This window comes from Lentzea xinjiangensis (assembly GCF_900110955.1).
Classification (GTDB): Bacteria; Actinomycetota; Actinomycetes; order Mycobacteriales; family Pseudonocardiaceae; genus Lentzea; species Lentzea xinjiangensis.
Genome location: NZ_FOFR01000002.1, coordinates 548,020 through 573,779 on the forward strand (window position 1 = coordinate 548,020; position 25,760 = coordinate 573,779).

At 70.0% G+C, this 25,760-nt stretch carries 28 protein-coding genes; 12 read left to right on the forward strand and 16 right to left on the reverse strand.

Going from position 1 to position 25,760, the window contains the following annotated elements; all coding sequences use genetic code 11:
* Nucleotides 1–99 precede the first annotated feature (99 nt).
* From BMW88_RS08040 to BMW88_RS08055, 4 genes are read left to right on the forward strand one after another with little or no spacing between them, the layout of a single operon-like run.
* Nucleotides 100–780 carry a response regulator transcription factor gene (locus BMW88_RS08040; RefSeq protein WP_089949945.1) on the forward strand — a complete coding sequence of 227 codons (681 nt, stop codon included), beginning with the start codon at nt 100–102 and terminating at the stop codon, nt 778–780.
* A complete protein-coding gene (locus BMW88_RS08045) occupies nt 777–2,153 on the forward strand; it encodes an ATP-binding protein (protein ID WP_089949946.1) in 1,377 nt (458 codons plus the stop codon). Before BMW88_RS08040 ends, BMW88_RS08045 begins: the two co-directional genes overlap by 4 nt.
* The gene (locus tag BMW88_RS08050) at nt 2,153–2,656 is read left to right on the forward strand and encodes a GerMN domain-containing protein (RefSeq protein WP_089949947.1); all 504 of its coding nucleotides are present in this window, start codon (nt 2,153–2,155) and stop codon (nt 2,654–2,656) included. Before BMW88_RS08045 ends, BMW88_RS08050 begins: the two co-directional genes overlap by 1 nt.
* 8 nt (nt 2,657–2,664) lie before the next feature.
* Nucleotides 2,665–3,597 (forward strand): o-succinylbenzoate synthase, encoded by a 933-nt coding sequence (locus BMW88_RS08055; RefSeq protein ID WP_089949948.1) that lies wholly within the window; start codon nt 2,665–2,667, stop codon nt 3,595–3,597.
* On the opposite strand, the gene BMW88_RS08060 is transcribed toward BMW88_RS08055, so the two are convergent.
* The 4 genes from BMW88_RS08060 to BMW88_RS08070 form a co-directional block, all read right to left on the reverse strand.
* Entirely contained in the window at nt 3,587–4,192 is a 606-nt protein-coding gene (locus tag BMW88_RS08060) for a Uma2 family endonuclease (RefSeq protein ID WP_089949949.1), read from the reverse strand. The two genes, BMW88_RS08055 and BMW88_RS08060, sit on opposite strands and share 11 nt — an antisense overlap.
* Nucleotides 4,193–4,308: 116 nt before the next feature.
* On the reverse strand, nt 4,309–5,403 hold the full coding sequence (locus BMW88_RS08065) for a CapA family protein (protein WP_089950262.1): 1,095 nt from the start codon (nt 5,401–5,403) through the stop codon (nt 4,309–4,311).
* A 26-nt stretch (nt 5,404–5,429) separates the two neighbouring features.
* Nucleotides 5,430–5,669: a hypothetical protein gene (locus BMW88_RS43145; protein WP_177220959.1), complete on the reverse strand. Its 240-nt coding sequence runs from the start codon at nt 5,667–5,669 to the stop codon at nt 5,430–5,432.
* A 33-nt stretch (nt 5,670–5,702) separates the two neighbouring features.
* A complete protein-coding gene (locus tag BMW88_RS08070; RefSeq protein ID WP_089949950.1) occupies nt 5,703–6,806 on the reverse strand; it encodes an XdhC family protein in 1,104 nt (367 codons plus the stop codon).
* A 266-nt stretch (nt 6,807–7,072) separates the two neighbouring features.
* Between BMW88_RS08070 and BMW88_RS08075 the strand changes: the two genes are divergently transcribed.
* Together BMW88_RS08075 and BMW88_RS08080 are read left to right on the forward strand one after the other, a co-directional pair.
* Nucleotides 7,073–7,456 carry a VOC family protein gene (locus BMW88_RS08075; RefSeq protein ID WP_089949951.1) on the forward strand — a complete coding sequence of 128 codons (384 nt, stop codon included), beginning with the start codon at nt 7,073–7,075 and terminating at the stop codon, nt 7,454–7,456.
* 83 nt (nt 7,457–7,539) lie between these two features.
* A complete protein-coding gene (locus BMW88_RS08080) occupies nt 7,540–7,770 on the forward strand; it encodes a PspC domain-containing protein (protein WP_089949952.1) in 231 nt (76 codons plus the stop codon).
* On the opposite strand, the gene BMW88_RS08085 is transcribed toward BMW88_RS08080, so the two are convergent.
* The 5 genes from BMW88_RS08085 to BMW88_RS08105 form a co-directional block, all read right to left on the reverse strand.
* Nucleotides 7,771–9,138, reverse strand: coding sequence for a beta-N-acetylhexosaminidase (locus BMW88_RS08085; protein ID WP_089949953.1), 1,368 nt, complete (start codon nt 9,136–9,138; stop codon nt 7,771–7,773).
* Nucleotides 9,135–9,968, reverse strand: a complete 834-nt coding sequence (locus BMW88_RS08090; protein ID WP_245777631.1) for a carbohydrate ABC transporter permease — start codon at nt 9,966–9,968, stop codon at nt 9,135–9,137. The genes BMW88_RS08085 and BMW88_RS08090 overlap by 4 nt, the downstream gene beginning before the upstream one ends.
* Nucleotides 9,965–10,849 (reverse strand): carbohydrate ABC transporter permease, encoded by an 885-nt coding sequence (locus BMW88_RS08095; protein WP_089949954.1) that lies wholly within the window; start codon nt 10,847–10,849, stop codon nt 9,965–9,967. The genes BMW88_RS08090 and BMW88_RS08095 overlap by 4 nt, the downstream gene beginning before the upstream one ends.
* A 2-nt stretch (nt 10,850–10,851) precedes the next feature.
* On the reverse strand, nt 10,852–12,129 hold the full coding sequence (locus BMW88_RS08100) for an extracellular solute-binding protein (protein WP_089949955.1): 1,278 nt from the start codon (nt 12,127–12,129) through the stop codon (nt 10,852–10,854).
* Nucleotides 12,130–12,211: 82 nt separating this feature from the next.
* Complete coding sequence (locus BMW88_RS08105; RefSeq protein ID WP_089949956.1) at nt 12,212–12,871, reverse strand: copper homeostasis protein CutC; 660 nt, start codon at nt 12,869–12,871, stop codon at nt 12,212–12,214.
* Nucleotides 12,872–13,225: 354 nt separating this feature from the next.
* On the opposite strand from BMW88_RS08105, the gene BMW88_RS08110 reads away from it, so the two are divergent.
* Both BMW88_RS08110 and BMW88_RS08115 read left to right on the forward strand, forming a co-directional pair.
* Nucleotides 13,226–13,831: an RNA polymerase sigma factor gene (locus BMW88_RS08110; protein ID WP_089949957.1), complete on the forward strand. Its 606-nt coding sequence runs from the start codon at nt 13,226–13,228 to the stop codon at nt 13,829–13,831.
* Between the two features lie 5 nt (nt 13,832–13,836).
* Nucleotides 13,837–14,313 (forward strand): carboxypeptidase regulatory-like domain-containing protein, encoded by a 477-nt coding sequence (locus BMW88_RS08115; protein ID WP_425434635.1) that lies wholly within the window; start codon nt 13,837–13,839, stop codon nt 14,311–14,313.
* 406 nt (nt 14,314–14,719) lie between these two features.
* Here BMW88_RS08115 and groL read toward each other — a convergent pair whose 3' ends face one another.
* From groL to BMW88_RS08135, 4 genes are all read right to left on the reverse strand, one after another.
* Nucleotides 14,720–16,339: a chaperonin GroEL gene (gene groL, locus BMW88_RS08120; RefSeq protein ID WP_089949959.1), complete on the reverse strand. Its 1,620-nt coding sequence runs from the start codon at nt 16,337–16,339 to the stop codon at nt 14,720–14,722.
* A gap of 235 nt (nt 16,340–16,574) precedes the next feature.
* On the reverse strand, nt 16,575–17,801 hold the full coding sequence (locus BMW88_RS08125) for a serine/threonine-protein kinase (protein WP_089949960.1): 1,227 nt from the start codon (nt 17,799–17,801) through the stop codon (nt 16,575–16,577).
* A gap of 68 nt (nt 17,802–17,869) precedes the next feature.
* Complete coding sequence (locus BMW88_RS08130; RefSeq protein WP_030470913.1) at nt 17,870–18,076, reverse strand: cold-shock protein; 207 nt, start codon at nt 18,074–18,076, stop codon at nt 17,870–17,872.
* A 76-nt stretch (nt 18,077–18,152) separates the two neighbouring features.
* A complete protein-coding gene (locus tag BMW88_RS08135; protein WP_089950264.1) occupies nt 18,153–18,794 on the reverse strand; it encodes an AIM24 family protein in 642 nt (213 codons plus the stop codon).
* A 71-nt stretch (nt 18,795–18,865) separates the two neighbouring features.
* Between BMW88_RS08135 and moeA the strand changes: the two genes are divergently transcribed.
* From moeA to pssA, 4 genes are all read left to right on the forward strand, one after another.
* Entirely contained in the window at nt 18,866–20,062 is a 1,197-nt protein-coding gene (gene moeA, locus BMW88_RS08140; protein ID WP_281249373.1) for a molybdopterin molybdotransferase MoeA, read from the forward strand.
* A 20-nt stretch (nt 20,063–20,082) separates the two neighbouring features.
* Entirely contained in the window at nt 20,083–21,492 is a 1,410-nt protein-coding gene (locus BMW88_RS08145; RefSeq protein ID WP_089949961.1) for a M48 family metallopeptidase, read from the forward strand.
* Between the two features lie 202 nt (nt 21,493–21,694).
* Nucleotides 21,695–22,390 carry a phosphatidylserine decarboxylase gene (locus BMW88_RS08150; protein ID WP_089949962.1) on the forward strand — a complete coding sequence of 232 codons (696 nt, stop codon included), beginning with the start codon at nt 21,695–21,697 and terminating at the stop codon, nt 22,388–22,390.
* Nucleotides 22,390–23,358 carry a CDP-diacylglycerol--serine O-phosphatidyltransferase gene (gene pssA, locus BMW88_RS08155; RefSeq protein ID WP_089949963.1) on the forward strand — a complete coding sequence of 323 codons (969 nt, stop codon included), beginning with the start codon at nt 22,390–22,392 and terminating at the stop codon, nt 23,356–23,358. Before BMW88_RS08150 ends, pssA begins: the two co-directional genes overlap by 1 nt.
* 53 nt (nt 23,359–23,411) lie before the next feature.
* Here the strand turns inward: pssA and BMW88_RS40855 are convergent, their stop codons facing one another.
* From BMW88_RS40855 to BMW88_RS08165, 3 genes are all read right to left on the reverse strand, one after another.
* The gene (locus BMW88_RS40855; RefSeq protein ID WP_143116005.1) at nt 23,412–23,765 is read right to left on the reverse strand and encodes a hypothetical protein; all 354 of its coding nucleotides are present in this window, start codon (nt 23,763–23,765) and stop codon (nt 23,412–23,414) included.
* A gap of 107 nt (nt 23,766–23,872) precedes the next feature.
* Entirely contained in the window at nt 23,873–24,301 is a 429-nt protein-coding gene (locus tag BMW88_RS40860; RefSeq protein ID WP_143116006.1) for a hypothetical protein, read from the reverse strand.
* A gap of 550 nt (nt 24,302–24,851) precedes the next feature.
* Nucleotides 24,852–25,460 (reverse strand): hypothetical protein, encoded by a 609-nt coding sequence (locus BMW88_RS08165; RefSeq protein WP_143116007.1) that lies wholly within the window; start codon nt 25,458–25,460, stop codon nt 24,852–24,854.
* Nucleotides 25,461–25,760 lie beyond the last annotated feature (300 nt).

Below are 25,760 nucleotides of genomic sequence, written 5' to 3' on the forward strand. Positions count from 1 at the left end.
CCGGGTGATGGCCGCGCAACAACTGCGCACGGAAGTTCGTTGCGCAACCATGACAGGGCACGAACGTCCTCATGAGACCGGTCGGGAAGGCTGGAGGCCATGCCGCGCGTACTGCTGATCGAGGACGACGAGGCGGTCCGCGAGGGACTGTCGCTCGCCCTGACCTACCAGGGACACACCGTGGACGCGGTGCGCACGGGCGAAGAGGGCCTCGAACTCCTCCTGGACGTCGCGCCCGACGTCGTCGTGCTGGACCTGATGCTGCCCGGCGTGGACGGGTTCGAGGTGTGCCGCCGCATCCGCGCGTCCGGTGACCTCCCGATCATCATGCTGACCGCGCGCAACGACGACATCGACGTCGTGGCGGGCCTGGAGGCGGGCGCCGACGACTACGTGGCCAAACCGGCCCAGCCGCGCGTGCTGGAGGCCCGCATCCGCGCCGTGCTGCGCCGCTCCTCGGTCCCGGCCGCCGAGGTCGCGGCCGAGCGCCACGGCGACCTGACGATCGACCGCGAGGGCCTCGTCGTGACGCGGCACGGCCGGCCGGTGGCGCTCGCACCGACGGAACTGCGGCTGCTGCTGGAGCTCTCGTCGTCACCCGGCCGCGTGATGTCGCGGCAGCAGCTCCTGCAGTCCGTGTGGGACCAGGGTTACCTCGGCGACTCGCGGCTGGTCGACGCGTGCGTGCAGCGGCTGCGCTCGAAGATCGAGGAGGACCCGGCGGCACCCCGGTACGTCCAGACCGTGCGGGGCTTCGGCTACCGGTTCGGACCGCTGTGACGCTGCGCCTGCGGCTGCTGCTCGCGTTCGCCCTGCTGACGGTGGTGACCGCCGTCTCCGTGGCCGGCGCCGGCTACGTGCGCGCACGTGACGCCGTCGTGCAGCGCGCCCAGGACAACGCCGTCATCGAGACGACGAACCGCGTCGAGCAGCTGTACCCGTTGCCCGCCCGTCCGCTGGACACCGCCTCCCTGGAACGCATCGCCGGTCGCCTCTCCAGCCGCGAAGGCACCGCCATGGTCGTCGGCAACGGCGTCTCGGTCGGGGGCATGGACCCGTCGGTGGTCACGCCGGAGCTGCGCGCCCTGGTCTCGTCCGGGTACGTCGGCTGGCAACGCGTGCCGTACGCGGGCAGCGTGTGGCTCGTCATCGGCATGCAGCTGCGGGTGTCCGGCGGCGGCGCGTCCGGCATCGAGGTGTACGCGCTGCGCCCGTTCACGTCGGAGGTCGCGTTCGTCGGCGAGCTGGCCCGCAACGCGTGGCTCATCGGGTCCGTCGTGCTGCTGTTCGCCCTGGGCCTCGGGTTCCTGGCGGCGCGCGGGGTGCTGCGGCCGGTCCGGGAGCTGCAACTGGCGGCCTGGAAGCTCGGGCAGGGCGACCTGTCCGCGCGGGTGGAGGTGCGGGGCCGCGACGAGCTGGCCTCCGTCGCGGAGACGTTCAACAGCACGGCCTCCTCGCTGGAGCACCACGTCGGCGAGCTGCGGCGGCTGGAGGCGGACGCGCGCCGGTTCGTGGCGGACGTGTCGCACGAGCTGCGGACCCCGCTGGCGGCGATGACCGCGGTGACCGACGTGCTGGACGCGGAGACGGCTTCGCTGCCGGGCGTGGCGGGGCAGGCCGCGCGGCTGGTGAACCGGGAGACGGTGAACCTGACGCGGCTGGTCGACGACCTGATCGAGGTCACCCGGTTCGACTCGGGCACGGCGGCGCTGGCGCCCGACGACGTGGACGTGGCCGAGGTGGTGCGGGCGACGCTGCGGATGCGCGGGTTCTCCGCCGACGTGACGGCGTCGCTGCCCGCCGGGGTGCGGGCGCGGCTGGACCCGCGGCGGCTGGACGTCATCGTGGCGAACCTGGTCGGCAACGCGCTGCGGCACGGCGCGCCACCGGTGTCCGTGGGGTTGTCGGTCGACGGCGAGTCGCTGGTGATCGAGGTCGCCGACGCCGGCCCCGGCCTGTCCCCCGAGGTGCTGCCGCACGTGTTCGCGCGCTTCTACAAGGCGGACTCGGCTCGGGGGCGGTCGGAAGGCAGCGGGCTCGGGCTCGCCATCGCGTGGGAGAACGCGCGGCTGCACGGCGGGACGCTGGTGGCGGCCAACCGGCCCGGTGGCGGCGCGGTGTTCACGTTGCGGCTGCCGCTGGGAGGCGAGTGATGCGGCCGGGAACCGACGGCGCCGCCGGCACCAGGCGGGTCATCCGGGTCCGGCCTCTGCGTCAGCTCGCGCTGGCGGTGCTGGTCCTCGCCCTGACCGCGTGCGGCATCCGCCCGACCGAACCGATCCGCGGCCTGGAAGCGCCGAGCGGCCCCGTGGAGAACGCCTCGCCGTCGATCTTCTGGGTGTCCGAGGGCAGGGTCGTCCCGGTCGCCCGTCCCCCCGGCGGCCTGAGCGGCCGCGACGTCATCGGCCTGCTCGCCCAGGGCCCCACCGGCGCCGAGCAGAGCCGCGGCCTCACCACCGAGGTCCCGCTCGACGCCGCGCCCGCCACCGTCGACCGCGTCGTGGACGGCCTGGACGTGCACCTCTCCACCGACGTCGCGCAGCTCAGCCCCCTGGCCGTCCAGCAGATCGTGTGCACGTTGCTCGGCGTGCAGGCCGTCGGCACCGTGAACCTGCGCGGCGGCGGGCATTCGCTGGACTCCCGGAAGTGCGCTTGAATCGGCACGTGCACGTCTACTCCATCCCGATGCGCGCCCGGTTCCGCGGCATCACCGAGCGCACCGGACTGCTGATCGAGGGACCGGCAGGCTGGGGTGAGTTCTGCCCGTTCGAGGAGTACGACGACGAGGAGTCCGCGCCGTGGCTCGCGTGCGCCCTGGAGGCCGCGAACGAGGGCTGGCCGGCGCCGGTCCGCTCCCGCATCCCGGTCAACTGCACGGTTCCGGTCGTCAGCCCGGAGCGCGCACACGAGATCGTGGCGAGGTCGGGCTGCTCGACGGCCAAGGTGAAGGTCGCCGAGTCGGCGCTGGCGGAGGACTGCGCACGGCTCGAAGCCGTGCGGGACGCGCTGGGGCCGCGGGGACACGTCCGGGTCGACGCGAACGCGCTGTGGGACGTCGACACCGCCGTCACCGCGATCAGGGCGATGGACAGGGCCGCCGGTGGCCTCCAGTACGTGGAACAGCCGTGCCGCACGCTGGACGAGCTGGCCGCGGTGCGCAGGAAGGTCTCCGTGCCGATCGCCGCGGACGAGTCGATCCGCAAGGCCGAGGACCCGCTGAAGGTGGCGGTGGCCGGTGCCGCGGACATCGCGGTGATCAAGGTGGCGCCGCTCGGGGGCGTGCGGAGGGCACTGGAGGTCGCCGAGGCGTGCGGGCTGCCGTGCGTGGTGTCGTCGGCGCTGGAGACGTCGGTCGGGATGGCGGCCGGGGTCGCGTTGGCGGCGGCGCTGCCGGAGCTCGGCCACGCGTGCGGGCTCGCCACGCTGTCGTTGTTCGAGGGGGATGTCACGAGCGACTCGCTCGTGCCGGTCGACGGGTACCTGCCGGTGCTCACGAAGGCACCCGTGCCGGACCGCGTCGAGGGGTTCGGGAGCGACGTGCTCGCGAAGGCCTGGATTTCCCGGTACGACAGGGTGCTGGCCCAGCTCAGTCGGTGAGCCGGTCGACCTGGACCTTCAGGGGGAACGGCTCGACGGCCTCGTAGGTCCCGGTCTCCGCGGGCGCCTCCTGGTACCCGAAATCACCGGCGAGGTGCAGGGGAGCCAGCGACACGGGCTCGTCGAGGTCGATTATCCAGTAGAACGGAATACCGGCATCGGCGTATTCATCGCGTTTCGCGCGGTAGTCCGTGCGACGAGAACTCGGTGACAGGATCTCGACCACGAGCACGACCTCTGACGCTTTTATCAAACCACCTTCGGTGTTCTGCCGCTTGCGGGCACTGCGTTGGGCGACGATCAGGTCTGGGCGCCGGACGAACCCGGGCTGGTCCGGTGGAACCAGTTCCAGATCCACGTCCATATCGGGAATGAGAAGGAGATCGTCGGGCAGTTGCCCTGCGAGCTGCATTCCCAAGTTGAAACCGGCGACATTATGGTCGACAAGAGGACTGGGGGACATGATCAGACGGCCTTCAACCAATTCTGTGTAGCCGTCTTCGGTTTCTCCGAGCGCGGCGTACTGAGCAACGGTCAACAGACCCGTCGCAACAGCAGGCAGACGCCCCTGAGGCTGGTCAGGTAGTGCGGTCACTGCGTCTCCTTCCGTCTCATCGACTCTCGCACATGTGAGCGGTCCAAGAATCGACTCCGCGGTACCGCGACCGTCCGATCTGCACTTTCAACGCTCAAGTTCGCGCTTCCGGGTGATCAGGGCTTGGCCCTGGCCAGCCCCTGCCCGTTCGCGCCCATGCTGAACACGATCCGCTCGGTCCGGTTGACCGCCTCGGTCCGCCGGGCGGAGGCCGGCACGCGGGTCAGGTCCACCAGCCGGATCGGCGGCCCCAGCTCGACCAGCGTCGGGGTGTAGGAGGCCTCGACGACCGACCACCCGCCGGAGCCCTGCTCGAACCTGAACCGGGCGATGACCCCCTCCTCGGTCACCCCGCGCGGCTCCGCGTGCCGCGCCACCTCGTTGCCGAGGCCGTAGGCGACCCACTTCCCGCCGATCTTCTCGAACGGCTGCACCACGTGGACGTGCGTGCCGATGATGAGGTCCAGGGCCGGGTCGGCCAGCAGGCGGCGGGCCAGCGCCTTCTGCTCCGCCGTCGCCTCGTGCTGGTACTCGTTGCCCCACTGCACGGACAGCACGACGACCTCGGCGCCCGCCTCCCGCGCCTTGCGGGCGTCGGCGAGGACCTTGTCGGCGTTGAGCTGGTTCGCGCGCCACGGCTGGGGCAGCGGGATGCCGTTGAAGCCGTAGGTGAACGAGAGCTGGGCGACCTTCACCCCGCCCGCGTCGAGGATCAGCGGGGTCGCGGCCTCCTCGGGCGTGCGGAACGAGCCGGTGTGCTTCAGGCCGACGGCGTCCATCGCGTCCAGGGTCGTGCCGATCGCCGAGACGCCCCGGTCCAGCGTGTGGTTCGAGGCGGTCGAGCAGGAGTCGTAGCCCACGTCGACGAGGCCCTTGGCCACCTCGGGCGGTGCGAGGAAGGCCGGGTAGCCGAAGAACGGGCCCTGCTTGGGTCCCAGCGGCACCTCGAGGTGGCACAGGGACAGGTCCCCCTTCAACGCCTCGCGCACGCCCTCGAAGAGCGGCAGGAAGTCGCGGGCGGAGCCACCGCCGTCGGCGACGGCCTGGTCGGTCAGCGCCGGGTGGATGAGCACGTCACCACCGGCGGTCAGCACGAACGAGCGCGCGGGCGGCGCGGACGGGGACGAGGAGGTGGGAGGAGCCGCGGGTGCCGAGGTGATGACGACGGGCGAACCAGTGCACGCGGACAGCGCCGCACCGGTGACCAGCAGGACACCTGACCACCGGGCCGCACGCTTCAGCGGTGCCGCCTGCGTCGCAGGACCACGAAGAGCACCACGGCCAGCGCCGCGGCCGCGAGGGGCAGGGCGCGCTTGAGGACCGGTGCGCCCCCGGCGTCGATCAGGTCGACCGGCTCGTCGGGAACCACGCGGAGATGCTGCTGTTGTGCCACCTCGCCAGCATCCCCGGATCCCGGCGCGCCCGCCAGGCATTCCGCGAACTGGCCGACGAGCTCACCGCCGACCTCGGCGAGCACCGGCGGACGAGGTGCCGTTGCCGCGGGCGGGGCTCACCAGCCCGGTGAGTGGTGGATCGGCGCACCGAGGTCGACCAGGCGCCTGCCGCTCCCCCTCCACCGCAGGGCGATGATCTCCGCCGCGATCGACACCGCGGTCTCCTCCGGGGTCCTGGCCCCCAGGTCGAGGCCGATCGGTGAGGCCAGCACCCCCAGCTCGCCCTCGGTCAGCCCCGCCTCCCGCAACCGCTGGAGCCGGTCCTCGTGGGTGCGGCGGGAGCCCATCGCGCCGACGTAGCCCACCTTGAGCCGCAGGGCGACCTCCAGCAGCGGCACGTCGAACTTCGGGTCGTGGGTGAGGACGGCGATGACGGTGCGCTGGTCGAGCTTGGCCGACTCGCGTTCCAGGTACCGGTGCGGCCAGTCCACCACGACCTCGTCCGCCTCCGGGAAACGGGAGCGCGTCGCGAACACCGGTCGTGCGTCGCACACCGTCACGCGGTAGCCGAGGAACGCACCGAGGCGGGCCATCGCGGCGGCGAAGTCGATCGCGCCGAACACGAGCATGCGCGGTGGCGGCTCGAACGAGTTCACGAACACGCTCAAGCCCTCACCGCGCCGCTGACCGTCCGGTCCGTACCGCAGGACACCGGTGCGGCCGGAAGCGAGCATCCCGCGCGCGTCGTCGGTGACGGCGTCGTCGATGCGGGCGGAGCCCAGGCTGCCGGACCGCCGGTCCGGCCAGACGACCATGCGCCGGCCGATGCCGTCCGGGTGCTCGACGACGGTCGCGACCGCCACCGGCTCCTGGGCGCGGACCGTCTCCACCACCTCGCCGAGCTGCGGGAACGTGTCGGCGTTGATCTTCTCGACGTAGATGTCGATGATCCCGCCACAGGTGAGCCCCACCGCGAAGGCGTCACCGTCGCTCACGCCGTACCGCTGCAGGACCGGGTCGCCGGTCGACTGCGCCAGGTCGTAGACGGCACCCTCGACGCACCCGCCGGACACGCTGCCGACCGCCTCGCCGTCCTGCGTCACCAGCATCGCCGCGCCCGCGGGCCGCGGCGCGGAGCTGAACGTCGCGACCACCGTGCCGACGCCGACCGTCTCGCCGTTCGCCACCCGTTCGGCGAGGTCGAAGAGGACATCACGCAAGGCGTACCTCCTTCAGCGGTTCTTCCGAAGCGTGCTCGACCGTCGTGCGCGGGCGGGGTGCCGCCGGAGTGGGCGGCGTCGTGGCGCGGCAGGTCGTCTGGGTTCGCGCACAGCGTGAGGTGGCTTCCGTCACCCCACGATTGTGCTCCCGATGACGCGGTCCGCGTCCTCCCGGTGCCTCAGCTTCGAGGAACAGCGGCCGTCCCGCCGCGACGCCAGCTCCCCGGCGGACTCCACGAGCCGCGGGGTGCGGCTACGGTGGGCGGATGGGGTCGATCAAGAAAATCCAGGTCACGTTCGACTGCGCGGAACCCGCGCGCGTCGCCCGGTTCTGGTCGGAGGTGCTGGGCTACGACGCTCCGCCGGAGACCGACGGCTCGTGGTCCGCCTGCACCGATCCGTCGGGCGAGGGACCGCGGTTCTACTTCCAGCGCGTGCCCGAGGGCAAGGTCGTCAAGAACCGGGTGCACGTCTGCGTGCGGGCCGGCACGGGTCTCGTGGGCGCGGAGCGCCTCGCCGCGCTCCAGGCCGAACGTGCGCGGCTCGAACCGCTCGGCGCGGTGTGCGTGCGCGTGATGGAGGCCGACGAGGAGAACGAGTCCTGCATCGTCATGCAGGACGTCGAGGGCAACGAGTTCTGCCTCGACTGACCCTGGTGCCACCACCCCGGATCAGGGTCGGGTTCGGGGTGGTCACCGATGTGCGGAAGCTCGGTTCCGGCGACTCTTGAGCCATGACGAACAACGTGCTGAACGAAGCCTCCGCCGGGGTCAAGAAGCTTCGCCGCAGCCGCGGCGACAGGATGCTCGCCGGCGTCTGCGGCGGTGTCGCCAAGCTGCTCGGTGTCGACGCCGCGATCATGCGGATCATCCTGGTGGCGGCGACGCTGCTCGGGTTCGGCACCGGAGCGCTCCTCTACGTCGCCGCCTGGATCCTCATGCCCGAGGAAGAGCCGGCCGTGTGATCAGCGCGGGAAACCGGGAACGCCGGGGAGCCGCTGCCAGGGGTGGGGTCCGGTGAGGGGCCGGTACTCCACCCCCAGGGCGTCGAGCCTGGGCAGGTGGTGTTCCTCGAGCCGGCGCAGGAAACCGGGGTCCTTCTCCGCCGGGGACCACACGACCTCGGCGAACGCGGCCAGCCTCGGGAAGGCCGCGTAGTCCACCCGCCGGGCCGAGTCGAGGTGCTCGGTCCAGATGTTCGCCTGCGCGCCCAGCAGCCGCCCCGGTTCCTCGCCGGTCAGCTCCGCGGGCACCGGGTCCCACGCGTAGACGTCCTCGACCGTGGTCACCGTCCCCACCGGGATCGGCTCGTCCGGTGACTCCGACTGCCGGTAGTCGAGGTAGACGTGCTGTTCGGGGCACATGACCACGTCGTGGCCCGCGCGCAACGCCGTGATGCCGCCTTCGACACCGCGCCACGACGCGACGACCATGCCCTCCGGCAGCGGGCCCGTCTCCAGGACCTCGTCCCAGCCGTACGGCCGCCGCCCGTTGCGCACCAGGTGTTCCGCGACGGCCCGGACCAGCTCGCCGTCGTGGCCGGGGGCCTCGTCGCCGCCGAGCCCGATGAACTCCGCGGGGAACACGTCCATCACCTCGTCGAACACGTTCCGATAGAAGTCCACAGTGGACTGATCGGTGTTGAGCACGCGTTCGTTGACGCCCCAGTCGGTCCACACACCGCCGCCGTGCACGCCCAGCTCCGGGTACGCCGCGATGGCCGCCTGGGAGTGGCCAGGGATGTCGATCTCCGGGACCACCAGGACGTGCCGCGCCCGCGCGTACTCGACGATCTCGCGCAGGTCGTCCTGGGTGTAGAAGCCGCCGTGCGGGCGTCCCGCCATCCCGGCCGAGCGCCGGTCGCCGAACCGCGAGTCCTCCCGCCACGCCCCGATCTCGGTGAGCTTCGGGTAGCGCTCGCACTCGAAGCGCCAGCCCTGGTCGTCGGTGAGGTGCAGGTGCAGGACGTTGAGCTTGTGCGCGGACAGCAGCTCGACGTACCGCAGCACCTCCCGCTTGGGCAGGAAGTGCCGCGCCACGTCGAGCATCACGCCACGCCACCCGAACCGCGGGTGGTCCACGACCTCGCACGCCGGGATGACCGACGGCTTCTCGCCCGCCGCCCGGAACGCCTGGACGCCCAGCAGTTGCCGCAGGGTCTGCAGCGCGTTCATCTCCCCGGCCGCGTCGTGGGCCTCGATCAGCACGCCGTCGTCGCCGGACAGCAGCCGGTAGCCGCCGGGCGGGCCGTCGACGAGAACCGTCTCCCAGCCCTTGTACGCGCAGAGCCTGCCACCGTCCACGTAGGACACCGGGCGCGGGAGGAGGTTCATCCCTTCACCGCCCCGGCCAGTCCGGACACCAGGCGGCGCTGCACGAGCACGAAGAAGATCAGCACGGGGATGGTCATCAGGGTGGAGCCCGCCATGATCGCGCCCCAATCGTTCTGGTCGGGTTTGACGAACACCTGGAGAGCCAGCGGCAGGGTCTGGTTCTCCACAGCGGAGATGATGAACGTCTTGGCGAACAGGAAGTCGTTCCAGGCGTGGATGAACGACAGCACCGACGTCGCGACCAGGCCGGGCGCGACGAGCGGGAACAGCACCTGCCAGAGGAAGCGGAACCGCGAGGCGCCGTCCAGGGTGGCGGCCTCCTCCAGCTCCACCGGCACCGCGGCGACGAAGCCGCGCAGCATCCAGATCGCGAACGGCAGGCTGAACGCGAGGTGCACCAGCACGAGCGAGCCCAGGTGGTTCAAGCCGAACACCGGCACGCTGTCGCCGACCGACCGCATCAGGAAGAACAGCGGCACGGTCAACGCCTCGACCGGCACCATCTGCACGACCAGCAGCATGATCAGCAACGTCGTCCTGCTCCGGAACCGGAAGCGGGTCAGCGCGGTCGCCGCCAGGAACGAGATCAGGATGCTCAGCGCGACCACGATCAACGCGACGATGATGCTGTTCATGAAGTAGCGCCCGAAGTTCGCCACGGTCAGCGCACGGGTGAAGCTGTCGAGCGTCGGCCGGGTCGTCCACGGCACCGGGTCGGCCGAGATGATCTCGTCCTCCGGCTTGAACGCGCTCAGCACCATCCAGAACAGCGGGAACGCCACCACGGCGGCGATGATGAGGACGAAGCCCTCGGTCAGCCAGCGCCTCACAGGACCTCCCCCGACCGCCGCAGAGCGCGGAGGTAGAACATCGTGATTCCCAGCAGCAGCACGGTCATCACGACACCGATGGCCGCGCCCAGGCCGTACTCCGACGCCGCGAACGCCTGCTGGTAGGCGTAGACGTTGAGCACCAGGTTGCGGCCGGCGATGCCGCCGCCGTTGGTCATCACGTAGATCTGCGTGAAGACCTTGAAGTCCCAGATGATCGACTGGATCGTCACCACGAGGATGATCGGCCGCAGCAACGGCAGCATGACGCTCCACGCCGTGCGGAACGCCGACGCGCCGTCCAGCGCCGCGGCCTCCAGCACCTCGCCGGGGATCGCCTTGATGCCCGCGTACAGCGTCACCATGACGAACGGGAACGAGCACCAGATCACCTGGGCCGCGACGAGCCCGAACGCCGTCCACTTGTCGAACGTCCAGGAGAAGCCCTGGATGCCCAGGACCTCGTTGACGAACCCGAAGTTCGCGTCGAACAGGAAGAGCCAGATCGTCGAGCCGGCGACGGCGGGCGTGGACCACGCGCCGAGCGCCGCCAGGAACAACGTCATCCGGACCCACGTGCGGACCCTCGTGGCGAGGATCGCGAGGAAGGCGCCCACCAGCAACGTGCCGACCACGCAGACCGCCGCGAACGCGACGGTCTGCCCGAGCACTCCCCAGAACTGCCGGTCGCCCAGCAGGTTCCGGTAGTTCCCGAGACCGAGGAACTCGAGCGGCGCGCCGCCGCTCACCTGCTCCTGGCCGTAGTCGTAGAGCGAGATGAGCACCAGCTGGTAGATCGGGTAGGCCAGCAGGCCCCCGAGGACCAGCAGCGCTGGAGCCAGGTAGGCGAACGCGGTCCGCCCCTGGCCTTTGGCGGTCATGCTCACGACGTGAAGGCCGCGTTCATCGTCTTGGCGGCGTCGGCGGTGGCCGTGTCGACGTTCTTCGCGCCGGTGACGACCTCCTGGAGCATCGTCGGCACGACGGCCTGCGCCTCGATCTTCGCCCACGCCGGCGTGACGGGGACGAACTTCGTGCCGGACTGGAGGGTCTTCGTGAACGGCTCCAGGAACTTGTCGGAGTCCGCGACCTGCTTCTGCACGTCGGTGAACGTCGGCAGGTTGCCCATCGCCGCGTACATCTTCTGCTGGTACTTCTTCGACGCGAGAAGCTGCGTGAACTCGGTGGCGAGGGTCTTGCGCTGCGTGCCCTTCATGACGCCGAGCAGGTTGCCGCCGGCGAACGCGGGAGCGACCGAGCCCGCGGTCTTGCCGGGCAGCGGGACGACGCCGTACTTGCCGGCCGCGCTGGAGGCGTCCACCGACTTGCGGTTGAAGTCGCCGCCGATCGTCATCGCGGCCTTGCCCGCGCGGAACGCCTCGACGCTCGCGTCACCGCCGTTGCCCGCGCACGCGGCGGGCGGGCAGATGTCGTCCTTGATCAGTTCGGTGTACTTGGCGACACCGGCCCTGGCCTCGGCGCTGTCGATGGCCGCGGTGAACTTGCCGCCGTCCTGCTTGGCGATGTCACCGCCGTTGGCCCAGATGAAGGGCAGCGCGGCGAAGAGGTACTTGCCGCCGGCGGAGATGCCGATGAGCTCCGGCTTGCGCTGCCGGATCTGGCGCGCCGTCGTGGCGATCTCGTCGAGCGTCGCCGGCGGCTTGAGCCCGAGCTCGGCGAAGACGTCCGTGCGGTAGTAGAGCGCGCGGACTCCGACGAACCACGGCACGCCGTAGGTCTTGCCGTCGACCTTGGCCGTGTCGAGGATCGACGGGACCAGGTCCTTGGCCTCGCCCCACGAGCCGAGGTCGAGCTCGGCGAAGCCGCCCGCGGAGACGTAGCCCGCGAGGTCGGTGTTGCCGAACTCGGCGACGTCCGGAGCGCTCTTCGGGTCGCTGAACGCGGCCTTGAAGCGCTCCGCGCGGCTCGACACCTGGATGTACTGCACGTCGACGGTGACGCCGCTGTGCTTGCCCTGGAACTCGGAGATCGCCTCCTTCACCACGGCTTCCTTGGGACCCCGGTTGACCTCGTCGAACAGCCACACGCGCAGCTGCCCGCTCTTCTCGTCGGTACCGGAGCTCGTCGGCCCGGACTGCACCGGCGCGCAGGCGACCACCGCGCCCACGCCCAGCACGGCCACGAATGTCTTCAGCCGCATGGTCGCGCCCTCCACGTTGCGTATGTTGCAACAGCTATTTCGCATGAAGCAACGTGACTGTAGAACGGACCGGAGCAAGGGTCTAGACCAGACGATCGACCCATTTCCGGACAGCCGCGCTGTCGACCGGCGAGTCCCACCCGGACGGACGGACCGCACTGCCGACGTGGAAGCCCGTGACGCCCGCCGCCAGCAGTTCCTCGACGTGGTGCTGCTGCAGACCACCGCCGACGAGCAACGCGGGAGGCGCCTGGGCGAGGAGTTCCTTCAGGTTCTCGATGCCGTCGGCCACCCCCTTCGGACTGCCCGCGGCGAGGACGGTGTCGCAGCCGAGGGTTCGCACGGTCTCCCAGGACCGGAAGACGTCGGCGGAGTTGTCGAGCGCGCGGTGGAACGTCCAGGCGCACCCCTCCAGCTCGGCGGCCAGGTTGAGGGTGACGCCCTCGTCGATCTCACCCTCCGCGTCGAGGAAGCCGAGCACGAACTCGGTGGCGCCCGCCTCCCGCAGCTCCCCCGCCTGCCGGCGCAGCCGCCTGAGGTCACCGGGCGCGAACCCCGGTGCGTCCCGCAGCATCACGCGCACCGGGAGGTCGACGGCCTCGCGCACCTCCTTGAAGGTGGCGACCGACGGGGTGAGGCCGTCGGAGGCCATGTCGGCCACCAGTTCCAGCCGGTGCGCGCCGCCTGCCTGCGCGGCTTCGGCGTCCCTGGCGGTCAGTGCGATCACTTCGAGAATCGGCATGGTCTAGACCATAACCGCCAGTTGTGTGTGCTTTCGCGAATTGGGAGCCGATTCGCGCTTCCGTGCGTCGGAAGCTGTATCTGCTCACCCGAGTTCCGCTCTTTCCGGGTGAGCGCTTTCGAGGCGTGGAGCACGCGTCAGCCGGTTCGAGGGGTGCCGGCCGGCGCGGGCTCCCACCACTGGCGGCCCGTGATGCGGAGGGGGAATCACGGGCCGCTGGCATGCCCGGAGGAAGATGAGGACGGACTCGGCGGTGATACTGCTCCATTCGAGTGATTTTCGTATCTACCGCCCAGTCGGCCCTTCATGAGTTGGCGGACGGCGCTGACAAGGGCGGCCGATCGGAGGTGCTGCATGGACGAGCTGCACACGGCGGATGACCGACCGCCGTGGGACGGGCTTGAGGGCACCGAACGGCACGCGGTGTGCGTGGCGGCGGCACGGGAGGGCAACCGCAACGCGCTGGACGTCCTGGTGACCGAGCTGACCCCGCTGCTGTGGCACGTGGCCCGCGGCCAAGGCCTCGACCGGACCGCCGCGGAAGACGTCGTGCAAACCGTCTGGCTCGCGTTCCTGAAGAACATCGACAACATCAACGAGCCAAAAGCCCTGGTGGGCTACCTGGTCGTCACGACGAGGCGTGAAGCACGCCGAACCTGGACACCCAACAAGCGTGAAACGCACCTGTCCGACGAGTTCGCCGAGCAGCTCGAGTCCGACACCGGTCTGCCCGAGGACGTGACGCTGATGGACGACCGCGACCGCCGCCTGTGGCTCGCGTTCGGCCGCCTGACCGCGAGGTGCCAGGAACTGCTCAGGCTCACCGTGCTCGCGGGACGTGCCGAGTACCGAGCGGTCGCCGAGGCGCTGGCCATGCCCCACGGCAGCATCGGTCCGACCAGGGGACGGTGTCTGACTCTGCTGCGCAACTACCTGGAGACGGAAGGAGGATCGCGGTGAACGAGATCGACCCGCGCGACGACCGCAGGGGTACTGAGGACACCGCAGTCCTCTCCGAGTTGAACAGGCTCGTGGACGAGCTGGACCCACCGCCCGCCGATCTGGTGGACCGGGTGAAGTTCGCCATCGCGCTGGAGTCCCTGGACGTCGAGGTCGCGCGCTGGGAGCGCGCCGGATCGTTCGCCGGGGTGCGCGGAGGGCAGACGGGCACCATCACCTTCACCGTGGACAACCTGACCCTGATGGTGAACTTCACCTCGACCGGGTCCCGGCACCGGATCGACGGGTGGCTGGTGCCGGCCGGGGAGCACGAGGTCGAGGTCAGGGTGGCCGACCACAAGTCGTCCTGCACCCGTGCCGACGACGGTGGGCGGTTCGTGCTGCCCGACGTCCCCGCCGGGACCACGCAGATCCTGGTGCACCTGGTGAACTCCCGCGGTGAACCCGGACGGACCGTGGTCACACCCACGATCATGCTTTGAGCTTTGCCCGCGCGGTTGTTCTTGGGGGCCGCGCCGGTTTCTGGGGCTTCTGGGGTTCGTTGCTTTTCGGTGGCCGAGTCGTTTCGGCCGGTCGTGTTCCAGCGGAGGAGCCGCCTTTGCGCGGGCGATTTGCGCTGCCCCGGTGGTGGCGCAGATCGCCCGAGGCGCGTGGCCGCTTTTCGCGATTCCCTCACGGCAATCGAGCGCGGCATCGGGCCGGAAGGCACCCACGCGGCCGCTGAGCCTCTCGGCCGGTCCGGCGGGCAATCAGCCACCGAGCCGCGCCGATCGGCCCTCATCGAGCCGCTCACCCACCCGGACGCCCCGCCGCCTCCCGTGGCGGGAACGCCGAGAGGCCCGGCTCGCCGAAGCGAACCGGGCCTCTCGGAGGAGCGGAGCGGTGGACTCAGAAGTCCATGCCGCCGGCGTCCGGCGCGGCCGGCGCGGCGTTCTTCTCCGGCTTGTCCGCGACGACGGCTTCCGTCGTCAGGAACAGGGCGGCGATGGACGCGGCGTTCTGCAGCGCGGAACGGGTCACCTTGGCCGGGTCGATGATGCCCGCGGCGACCAGGTCCTTGTACTCGCCGGTCGCGGCGTCCAGGCCCTCGCCCGCGGGGAGGGACTTGACGCGCTCGACCACGACGCCGCCTTCGAGGCCGGCGTTGATCGCGATCTGCTTGAGGGGAGCCTCGACGGCGACCTTGACGATGTTGGCGCCAGTGGCCTCGTCACCCGTGAGCTTCAGGCCCGCGAAGGCGGCCTCGGCGGCCTGGAGCAGCGCGACGCCACCACCGGCGACGATGCCCTCCTCGACGGCGGCCTTGGCGTTGCGCACCGCGTCCTCGATGCGGTGCTTGCGCTCCTTGAGCTCGACCTCGGTGGCCGCACCCGCCTTGATGACGGCGACGCCGCCGGCGAGCTTGGCGAGGCGCTCCTGCAGCTTCTCGCGGTCGTAGTCGGAGTCCGACTTCTCGATCTCGGCGCGGATCTGGTTGACGCGACCCTGGATCTGGTCGGCGTCACCGGCACCCTCGACGATGGTCGTCTCGTCCTTGGTGACGACGACCTTGCGGGCCTTGCCCAGCAGCGAGATGTCGGCGTTCTCCAGCTTCAGGCCGACGTCCTCGGTGATGACCTGGCCACCGGTGAGGGTGGCGATGTCCTGGAGGATGGCCTTGCGGCGGTCACCGAAGCCGGGCGCCTTGACGGCGACGGACTTGAAGGTGCCGCGGATCTTGTTGACGACCAGGGTCGCCAGGGCCTCGCCCTCGACGTCCTCGGAGATGATCAGCAGCGGCTTGCCGGACTGCATGACCTTCTCGAGCAGCGGGAGCAGGTCCTTGACCGTGGAGATCTTGGAGCCGAACAGCAGGATGTACGGGTCCTCGAGGGTCGCTTCCTGGCGCTCGGGGTCGGTCACGAAGTAACCGGAGATGTAGCCCTTGTCGAAGCGCATGCCCTCGGTGAGCTCCAGCTCGAGCCCGAGGGTGTTGCTCTCCTCGACGGTGATGACACCTTCCTTGCCGACCTTGTCCATCGCCTCGGCGATCAGCTCGCCGATCGTGGGGTCGGCGGCGGAGATGGACGCGGTGGCAGCGATCTGCTCCTTCGTCTCGATCTCCTTGGCGGCCTTCAGGAGCTGCTCGGCCACGGCTTCGACAGCCTGCTCGATGCCGCGCTTGAGGCCGAGCGGGTTCGCACCCGCGGCCACGTTGCGCAGGCCCTCGCGGACCAGAGCCTGGGCGAGCACCGTCGCGGTGGTGGTGCCGTCACCCGCGACGTCGTCGGTCTTCTTCGCGACCTCCTTGACGAGCTCGGCCCCGATCTTCTCCCACGGGTCCTCGAGCTCGATCTCCTTCGCGATGGAGACGCCATCGTTGGTGATGGTCGGCGCGCCCCACTTCTTCTCGAGCACGACGTTGCGGCCCTTGGGGCCGAGCGTCACCTTGACGGCGTCAGCGAGGATGTTCATCCCGCGCTCGAGACCGCGACGGGCTTCCTCGTCGAACGCAATCATCTTGGCCATTGCGGTGTGTTCCTCCGCCTTTGTGGATTCTGGGCCACTGCGGGCGCACGCCCACAGCGGAACACGGTGCGAGTGGCCAGGTTCGGTGCCCGCGACGGACGACCCCGGAGGGCCTCACCGTCCCAGCCTCACTGCTTGGCACTCGACTGAGCCGAGTGCTAAGACGTGTTTAGCACTCGGGCACGTCGAGTGCAAGCGAACCCGGGGTGAAGCCGGCGGCGGGACGCCGCGGGAGTCAGCGCGACGTGCGCACCGGCACGGAGGTGGGCAGCGGCTTGCGCGAGGTCGGCTCGTCGCCGATGTTCAGCGTCGGCGAGGAGTTCGTCTTGGGCTGACGTGCGGGTTCGTCGCCGGGCGACAGGATGATCACCACGACGATGATCAGGGCGATCGCCACCGCGGCGGCGATGACCGGTGCGAACCACGCGGGCCGCTCCTTGCGCCCCGGCGTGAACGCGCTCGCGCCCACCTGGTTGGGCGGGCGCAGCCGGACCGGGTCCGACAGCGGCTGCTGCTGGTAGCCGCCCTGGTACGGGCCCTGCTGCGCGGACATCGGTCCCGACATCGGGTGCTGCTGCGCCGGGATCGAGCCGGACTGCGGCCCGAGTTGAGCGGCGGCCGAGCCCAGCGCGGCCCCGGCGAGGGCGACGCGCGCCGCGGCGATCAGCTCGGCGCAGCTCGCGTAGCGCTGCGCCGGCTCCTTCGACGTGCCCTTGCGGATCACCTCGTCGATGGCCGGCGGCAACGCCACGAGCTGCGACAACGCCGGAACGGTCTGGCCGAGGTGGCCCTGGATGACCTCCTGCACACCGCCCTGGAACGGTGGCCGGCCGGACAGGCAGGCGAAGAGCATGCAGGCGAGCGCGTACTGGTCGGTGCGGCCGTCGACGGGCTCGCCGCGCAGGTGCTCCGGTGCCGCGTAGGTCGGCGAACCGAGGAAATCACCCGTCCGGGTCCGGTGGCCGGTGGCGCCGCGGCGGGTGAGGCCGAAGTCGGCGACGTAGACGTGCTCGCGCAGGCCTTCCTTGGTGGTCACCAGCACGTTGGCCGGCTTCACGTCGAGGTGCACGAGCCCCTTGCCGTGCAGCATGTCGAGCGCTTCGGCGACCTGGCCGAGCAGCGTCAGCGTGCGGGCGGGGGTGAGCGGCCCCTCCTTGATGTGACCGGCCAGGTCCTGGCCGTCCACGAGCCGCATGGCGATGTAGAGCAGGCCGTCGACCTCGTCGAAGTCGTACAGCGGCACGATGTTGGCGTGGTCGATGGCGGAGGTGTTGCGCGCCTCGTCGACGAACCGCTCGCGGAACTCCGCGTCGGGTGCGAGGTGCTCGCCGATGACCTTGAGCGCGACCTTCCGGCCGAGCCTCACGTCCGTGGCCTTGTACGTCACGCTCATGCCACCACGGCCGAGCACGCCGTCGATCCGGTAGTGCGCGATGCGCCGTCCGCTCAGGTCCTCAGACACGCAAGGCAGCCTAACGCCCGTGCGGATCCGCGTGTCCGGGGTTGGTCCAACCTGTGATCAGTTCGGCCCTAGCCGGCCCGGCGGACGTCGGAGGCCTGGCTGCGCCCGTCCCGCCCGGCCTGCACCTCGAACTCCACCCGGTCGCCCTCGGAGAGGGTCCGGAAGCCTTCCATCTGGATAGCCGAGTAGTGCACGAACACGTCGGGCCCGCCGTCGGTTGCGATGAAGCCGTATCCCTTTTCGGAGTTGAACCACTTGACGGTACCGAGAGCCAAGGCGTCCTCCTTCAGATCACACAGGCAGAACGCAACGCTAAAAGAAGAAATGTCACTCGGATACCTCCTTACGGAGTCATGAACGCGAGCTGACTCCGTTGGCGCGCAACCAGGTGGTGAGCCTGCGCGGACCGCGCGTCTGCGTCAGCACAGCGCCGGGACCAGCGAAGTCGAACACCAGGCCTTCACCTGTCTGAATGGATTGCACGCCATCGGGCGCCGAGGGGCGAAGCCGGCATTGGAGGGTGTCCGCGAACGCCACCACGTGATCGCTGCCGATGGTCACGGCCTCACCGGCGGCCAGCGTCACGAGGTCCAGCGCGCCGCAGCAGGCGAGCACCACCGAGCCCTGGCCGTGCGCGTAGCTGAGGAAGCCCTCCGCGCCGCCGAAGAGCGCTTGCACCGGAGGCGCCTGCGGGTTCATGGCCACCGTGCTGCTCGACGCGACCCAGCTCTCCCGGGCGAGGCACCAGCCGCGGGTCCCGTCGAGCTCGACGAGGTGCAGGTCGCCGGGCAGCACGGGCGCCGCGTCGAGCCAGCCGCCCTCGGCGCCCGCCGTGCACAGCGCCACCGCCTTGGCGCCCGCGCCCTTCACCTCGACCGCGAGGCCGTAGCTCGTGGCCATGACGGTCAGCGGCTCGACCAGCACCATCTCGCCGGGCGCGAGCACGAGCCTCGCCACGCCGAACGCCGGTGTGTGCCTGGTCCGGACCTGCACGAACAACACCTCCGGAGAAGAACCGCCCCAAGCGGTCGTCACGATCACCGCGACGTTGGCAGTATGCAGTCGTGTCCCCCACCACTGTCGCCGAACACCGCCAACGCGTCGCGGAGCTCGTCGGGCTGATGCCCGTGCTGCACCAGCCGCTGGACGAATGCCTCGGGCTGGTGCTCGCCGCCGACGTCCTCGCCCCGCTGCCCCTGCCGCCGTTCGACAACTCCGCGATGGACGGGTACGCCGTCCGCGCTGCGGACCTCGCCGGGCAGCTCCCGGTCCGGCTCCCGGTCGCCGACGACATCCCCGCGGGACGCACGGACGTGCGCGCGCTCGAGCCCGGCACCGTGCAGCGGATCATGACCGGCGCGCCGGTGCCGCCCGGCGCGGACGCGGTGGTCCAGGTCGAGCTGACCGACGCCGGCACGGAGATCGTGACGATCACCGGGCGCGTCGAGGCCGGCGGCAACATCCGGACCGCCGGCGACGACGTCCGCGAGGGCGACCCGGTGCTGACGGCGGGCACGGTGCTGAACCCCTCCAGGCTCGGTCTCGCGTCCGCGCTCGGGCTCGCCGAGCTGCCGGTGCGCCGCCGCCCGCGGGTGCTCGTCCTGTCCACGGGCTCGGAGCTGGTCGAGCCCGGCGAACCGCTGGCGCCCGGCCAGATCTACGAGTCGAACGGCATGATGCTCGCCTCCGCCGTGCGGGACGCGGGAGGCATCGCGGTGCGGCTGCGGTTCGTGCCCGACGACGTCGAGGAGTTCCACCGCGCACTGGCGCCGTACCTCGGCTCGGTGGACGTGGTCCTCACCTCCGGCGGGGTCAGCGCGGGTGCGTACGAGGTGGTCAAGGACGCCCTGGCGAGCCACGACGTGCGGTTCACCAAGGTCGCGATGCAGCCGGGCGGGCCGCAGGGCTCCGGCACGTACGAGGGCCTGCCGGTGCTGGCGCTGCCGGGCAACCCGGTGAGCGCGCAGGTGTCGTTCGAGGTGTTCGTGCGGCCCGCGTTGCTGGCGTCGATGGGGCACGCACAGGTCGAACGGCCGGTCGCGCGCGCGACCGTGTCGACGTCGCTGACCTCCCCGGTGGGCAAGACGCAGTTCCGGCGCGGCCTGTACGACCCGTCGTCGGGACAGGTCGTGACGCCGGTGGGCGGGCCGGGCTCGCACCTGCTGTCCGCGCTCGCGATGTCGAACTGCCTGATCGAGGTGCCGGCCGACGTCACGGAGCTGGCGGCCGGAGCCGAGGTCACCGTCAGGTACCTGCAGTAGCACTTCCTCCTGGGGGCGGGATGAGAGCGGCACTGGCGCTGGTGGTGCTGGCGGGCTTCTTCGTGCTCGCGGTGGCGCTCGTGGGCGGCCTGACGGCGCTGGCGGTCTGGCGGTTCTCGGCGGGCGACGCGGAGGGCGGCACCTGGCTGGTCGTCGTCGCGCTGGCGTTCGGCGGACCGGCGCTGTGGGCCACGCTGCGGGCGGTCTTCGCGCGGCCGGAGCCGACCGGGTTCCCGCTGACCCGCGAGGACCACCCCGGGCTGTGGCGGCACGTCGACGAGCTGGCGCGCCTCGCGGGCACGCGCGGGCCCGACGACATCCGGCTCGTCGACGGCGCGAACGCGAGCGTGTGGGAACGCCGCGGCGTGCGCTACCTGGAGCTCGGGCTGCCGCTCGTGGCCGGGCTGGGCGTCGGCGAGCTGCGGTCGGTGCTGGCGCACGAGCTCGGCCACTACGGCGGCGGTCACACCCAGCTCGCGGCGGTGACGTTCCGGGCGAAGCTCGCGCTGGAGCTGTCCCTGCGGCAAGGCCACGCGTTCGGGGTGCTCAGCGCGTGGGCCAAGCTCTACGCGCTGCTGGCGGCCTCGGAGAGCCGCGACCACGAGCGGTTCGCCGACGAGGTGGCCGTCGCCGCGGCGGGGCGTGACGCGGCCCGCCGGGCGTTGCTGCGCAGCGGTCCGGTCGGCGAGGCGTGGAGCGACTACCTGACCTCCTACGTGGCGTTGGCGCTCATGGCGGGCCGCACGCCGCCGTTGCTCGACGGCTTCCGCTGCTACCTGGGCCACCCGCGGCGCGGACACGAGCTGCGGGAGCTGGAGACCGTGCTGGCCGAGCGCGAGCCGACGTCGGTGTTCGACAGCCACCCGCCCGTTCGCGAGCGGGTGGCCAGGATGGCCCAGGTCGGCGGCGGTGACGCCCCGGTCGACGAACGGCCTGGCTGGACGTTGCTCTCGGACATCCCGCCGGAGGCCGTGGCGGAGCTCGTCGGCGTGCGGGGCCCGTTCGCGACGTGGGAGGAGCTCGTGGCGCTCAGCGGTCCCGCGCACGTGCGCCGCTACGCCGACGCGTTGCGGCACGCGGGCCGGGTGAGCAAGGTCGGCGGAACGCTCGCCGACGTGCTGGCCGCGCTGGAACGCGGCCGGCTGCACGAGCTGACCGGGGCGCCGGTGGACGCCTCCCTCACGCCGGAGCAGGTCCGCGAGACAGCGGTCGAGACGGTGACGGAACTCCTGGCGTGCGCGGTGGCCGACCAGCTCGTGACGGCGAACCGCGCGGTGCTGGAGCTCAACTGGGGCGGGATGTTCGTGCTGAGGCTGCCGGACGGGGCAGCGGTCCACCTGACCGACCTCGTGGGACCCGCCGTCCGCGACCCCGGCCGGGTGCCGCGGGTGCGGCGCGACCTGCGGGCCATCGGCGTCGACGGAGTGTGACGGAAGGCTCACCGAACGACGTTGTTCACCCATGTGACCGGGATTACACTGGTTGCAGGCGCCGGTCGTTGCGTGCATTCGTCGGGGGATGCACGCACCGACCGGCCACTTGTCTTCCCGGCAGTCCCGATGGGCGGTTTGGCGTGTTGCCGTAGCGTGATGCCGCCCGACAACTCACGGAAGCTACGGACCCACAGACACGATGAGCAGCGAGAAGCCCGTCTCCCACTTCCTCGAACTCGCGCGCGGCATGGTGCCGCCGATGCACCCGGCCGGCCGCCCGTTCGTCGCCGGCGCGGCGATCGCGACCCTCCTCGTCCGGCTGCGCTCCAAGCGCCTCGGCGTCGCCCTCGGCCTGGTCACGGCGTGGGTGGCGTGGTTCTTCCGCGAGCCGAAGCGCGTGACGCCGACCCGCCCGAACATCGCGGTGGCCCCTGCCGACGGCACGGTCTCGCACGTGGTCGACGCCATCCCGCCGGCCGAGCTCGGCCTCGGCTCCCAGCCGATGACGCGCGTCAGCGTGTTCCTCTCCGTCTTCGACGTGCACGTGCAGCGCGTGCCCGCGGAAGGCGAGGTCGTCCAGGTCTCCTACCACCCCGGCAAGTTCCTCTCGGCCGACCTCGACAAGGCCTCCGAGGAGAACGAGCGCAACACCGTGTGGCTGCGCACCACCGCGGGCCACGACCTGGTGGTCGTGCAGATCGCCGGCCTGGTCGCCCGCCGCATCGTGTGCGAGGTCGCCGAGGGCGAGAAGGTCGCCGCCGGCCAGACCTACGGCCTGATCCGCTTCGGCTCGCGCGTGGACCTCTACGTCCCCCGCGGCAGCCGCGTCCTGGTCGAGGCCGGCCAGCGCACCATCGGCGGGGAGACCGTCCTCGCCGAGCTCCCGGAGGCCTGATGGCACCCAGCGGGCCCGGCGTTCGCCTGCTGCCGAACGCGATCACGGTCCTGGCGATGTGCGCCGGCCTGTCCGCGGTGCACTTCGCGAACGTCGGCATGTGGGGCGCGGCCATCGCCTCGATCGCGGCCGCGGCCGTCTTCGACGGCCTGGACGGCCGCATCGCCCGCCTGCTGGACGCGACGTCGAAGATGGGCGCGGAGCTCGACTCGCTGGCGGACGCCATCTCGTTCGGCGTCGCGCCCGCCCTCGCGATCTACCTGTGGAAGTTCGAGGGCAACCGCGCGGGCTGGGTCATCGCGCTGATCTTCGCGGTCTGCATGGTGGTCCGCCTGGCCCGCTTCAACACGTTGCTGGAGAAGGAGCAGCCGCCGTTCGCGAAGGAGTTCTTCGTCGGCGTCCCGGCTCCGGCCGGCGGCCTGTTGCTGCTGCTGCCCCTGATCATCGAGGAGCAGGTCCGCACCGACGGCTGGTGGAACTCGCCCTTCGTCGTGGGCGTGTGGACCGTCGTCGTCGCCATGCTGCTGGTGTCGCGCATCCCGACGCTGTCGGTGAAGACCGTGAAGGTGCCGCCGCGCGCGGTCGCGCCTTTGCTGGTCGTCGTGGGCCTGCTCGCCGCTGCTGTGATCACGTACCCGTTGGTGGCGTTGATCATCGCGATGGTCGTGTACCTGGCGCACCTGCCTTACTCGGTGCGGCGGTACATGTGGCTGTCCAAGCACCCCGAGGCGTGGACCGTCACGGGCGTCGAACGCCGTGCGATCAAGCGCGCACACGGGGTGGCCGCTCGCCGTCTTGGGCTGCGTCAGCCGTTGCGCGGTCGTGTGGCTGGTGCGGCTATGCGGGCGGTGCGTCGTCCACGGCGTGACGCCCCCACCGCTGTTGCGGCGGATGGTGCTGCGCCTACTGCCGGTGCGCGTCGGCGTTCCTGGCGTCGGCTCGGGCTCCGGCGACAGCCCAAGCCCTGATCCGGGTGTGCATAGGCCGGGGCCGGACACGATCATCGTGTCCGGCCCCAATTTCATTGACGTTGAACCATCACTGCATGGTCCTGGATATCCCCCAAAGCGTCTTCCGCTATTCCTCCGAGGTCTGGGTCAGCAAGGAGTCCTCGAAGACGCGTCACGATCCGACCACTGATTTGACCACGCCTGAGACCCAGATGCCCCATGCAAGTAACGGCGATGGAATGCAGTTGTGGATCTACGGAATCATCGTCCAGCGTCCGCAACAACAAATCTTCCAACCATAGTCGATCCGGATCATCGAAGGTCAGATCAAGCAAAGCTTGAGTTGATTGCGCAATATCATAAGAAGCAAGATCACGCAGCAGCTCACTCCGCTTTTCGAGATCACTTGATTCCATATCCGCCACGGCCTTTGACAGCTCCCGACTTGACAGATTTACGCAAAGCGCTCTTTGCAGCGCACACAGAAGGAATGCGTTTATATCGGTCCTCGCACGCCCGCAAAAGATATCATTTACCCCTTCATTTCCGACGACCAAAACCGGCTTCCGTCCGTGGCGACGATCTTCTCGGCCTGCCCCTCGACCGTCAGCTCGACGAGGTTCCTGGAACCGTCGCCGAGGATCGTGCGCACCACCTCCTCCGCCGGTCTCTCACCGGTCTCCGGATCTGTGGCCAGAATTTGATCGCCTAGCCGTATCTCCGATCGGCTTCGACGACCCGTCAGCCATGAACACCCGTGCACCCGGCATGAAGCTCTTGACCAGGCATTACGCCGGATCCAAAGCCTCGGTCGCGTCCTCGCCAGCTTCTTCGACCTTCTCCTCGACCCGGCGGTGTTGGCCGAATCCGCGATCTTGTCAATGATCCGGGTGGCCTTGACGATCGCTCTGACGATCCGCTCACCGGCCTGCAGCAGCTTGAACGCCTTCGTCGTCGGCACGAGACTGACCCAAGCGAGGATGTCGGAGTTCGAGAAGCAGTCCTTGACGTCGTTGATGCCCGCGAGGCCATCAACAGGTCGAAAAGCTTCGCGACGACAACACTCCACCGCGACTGCGGATTATTGGCCTCGCGCAGGTAGTCCTTGTACTTGTCCTTCCCGCCGGCAGCGGCATAGCGGGCTTGCTGCGCCTTGTTGTGCGCGGCGTGGACTTCTTGGTGCTTCTTCGTGGCGCTGAGATACGCCGGCGCGTACTCCTCGTCATCGTTCGGCGAGTTGCCGACGCGGGGTGGCTGCTCGCCGGCTTGGGCTGCGTCAGCCGTTGTGCGGTCGGGTGGCTGGTACAGCCCCATGCGCGGTGCGTCGTCCTCGGCGTGACGCCTCCACCGTTGCTGCGGCGGACGGTGCCGCGCCTGCTACCGGTGTGCGTCGGCGTTCTTGGCGGCGGTCGAGGCTTCGGCGGCAGCCCAAGCCCTGATCTTTCGCTTGAACAGGCTGTGAGCCGGACACGTTTAACATGTCCGGCCCACAGCATTTCAGTGGCAGCTCATCAGTTGATCTCGACGCCTTCGATCATCGAACCGGGAGGCAAGTCCCTGACCTTGGACCACAATTGCCCATGGGTCGACCAGTAGACCTCTTCGTCTATGACTTCGAGATTCTCGACCGTTCCGTCACCGCCCAGGAACAACGGCACCTTGAACCCCACGCACATACCGGCCGGGATCCGTTCCGGGTGCACTGACCGCCAGGCCCTGAACAGGTCTTGAGCGAGGAACGTATCTGGATCATCGACCATCTGCTCGTCGAGCAGCTCAGGAATGGTGCCATCGAGCTCGTAAACACCGCCAGAACCGGGCTCCAGGAGAATCAGCATGGCGTTCCGGTGGAGATCCAGCGCGTACTGACGCCCGAGCCAGTCCCGCGCGATTGGCCTGATTCTCACCGCCCACTCGGGAAACATCGCGTTCGCCAGGCGCTGCGCCCGCAGTGCCTCATCTTCGGTGAACACCCGGAAAATGCCGTCACCAAAGGTGCATCCCGCAGCCGTCGTGACCAGTTCAGCAAGCCCCGGTACCTGCTTGAGCGGCTTAAGGTCGGCGGGTGGTAAGACCACACCTCCGTCGAACGGGTACATCGCCCCGAAGCGTCTGAACATCAACATCTCCCTGAGGTCGAAACACCGCAGCTCGTAGTCCTGAGTGGCGAGTGCTTGACCCTGGCAGCGATCTGAGACCCGAGACTTCTATTCACGCTGCTGTCCAATGGACGCGCCTGTCTATGGCGCATTAGATTGAGCCCCCCACGTTGTACGACGTCACACCGCCGCGTGACGACCGAGCCAGAGCTCGGATCCAGCACCACGGTGCCGTTCGGCCGTCTTGCCGGGAAGACTCTGATCGGGTTAACAACCATCTCAGCTGGGCTGCGGCGACCGCGGTGTGAGCGGTTCAGATCG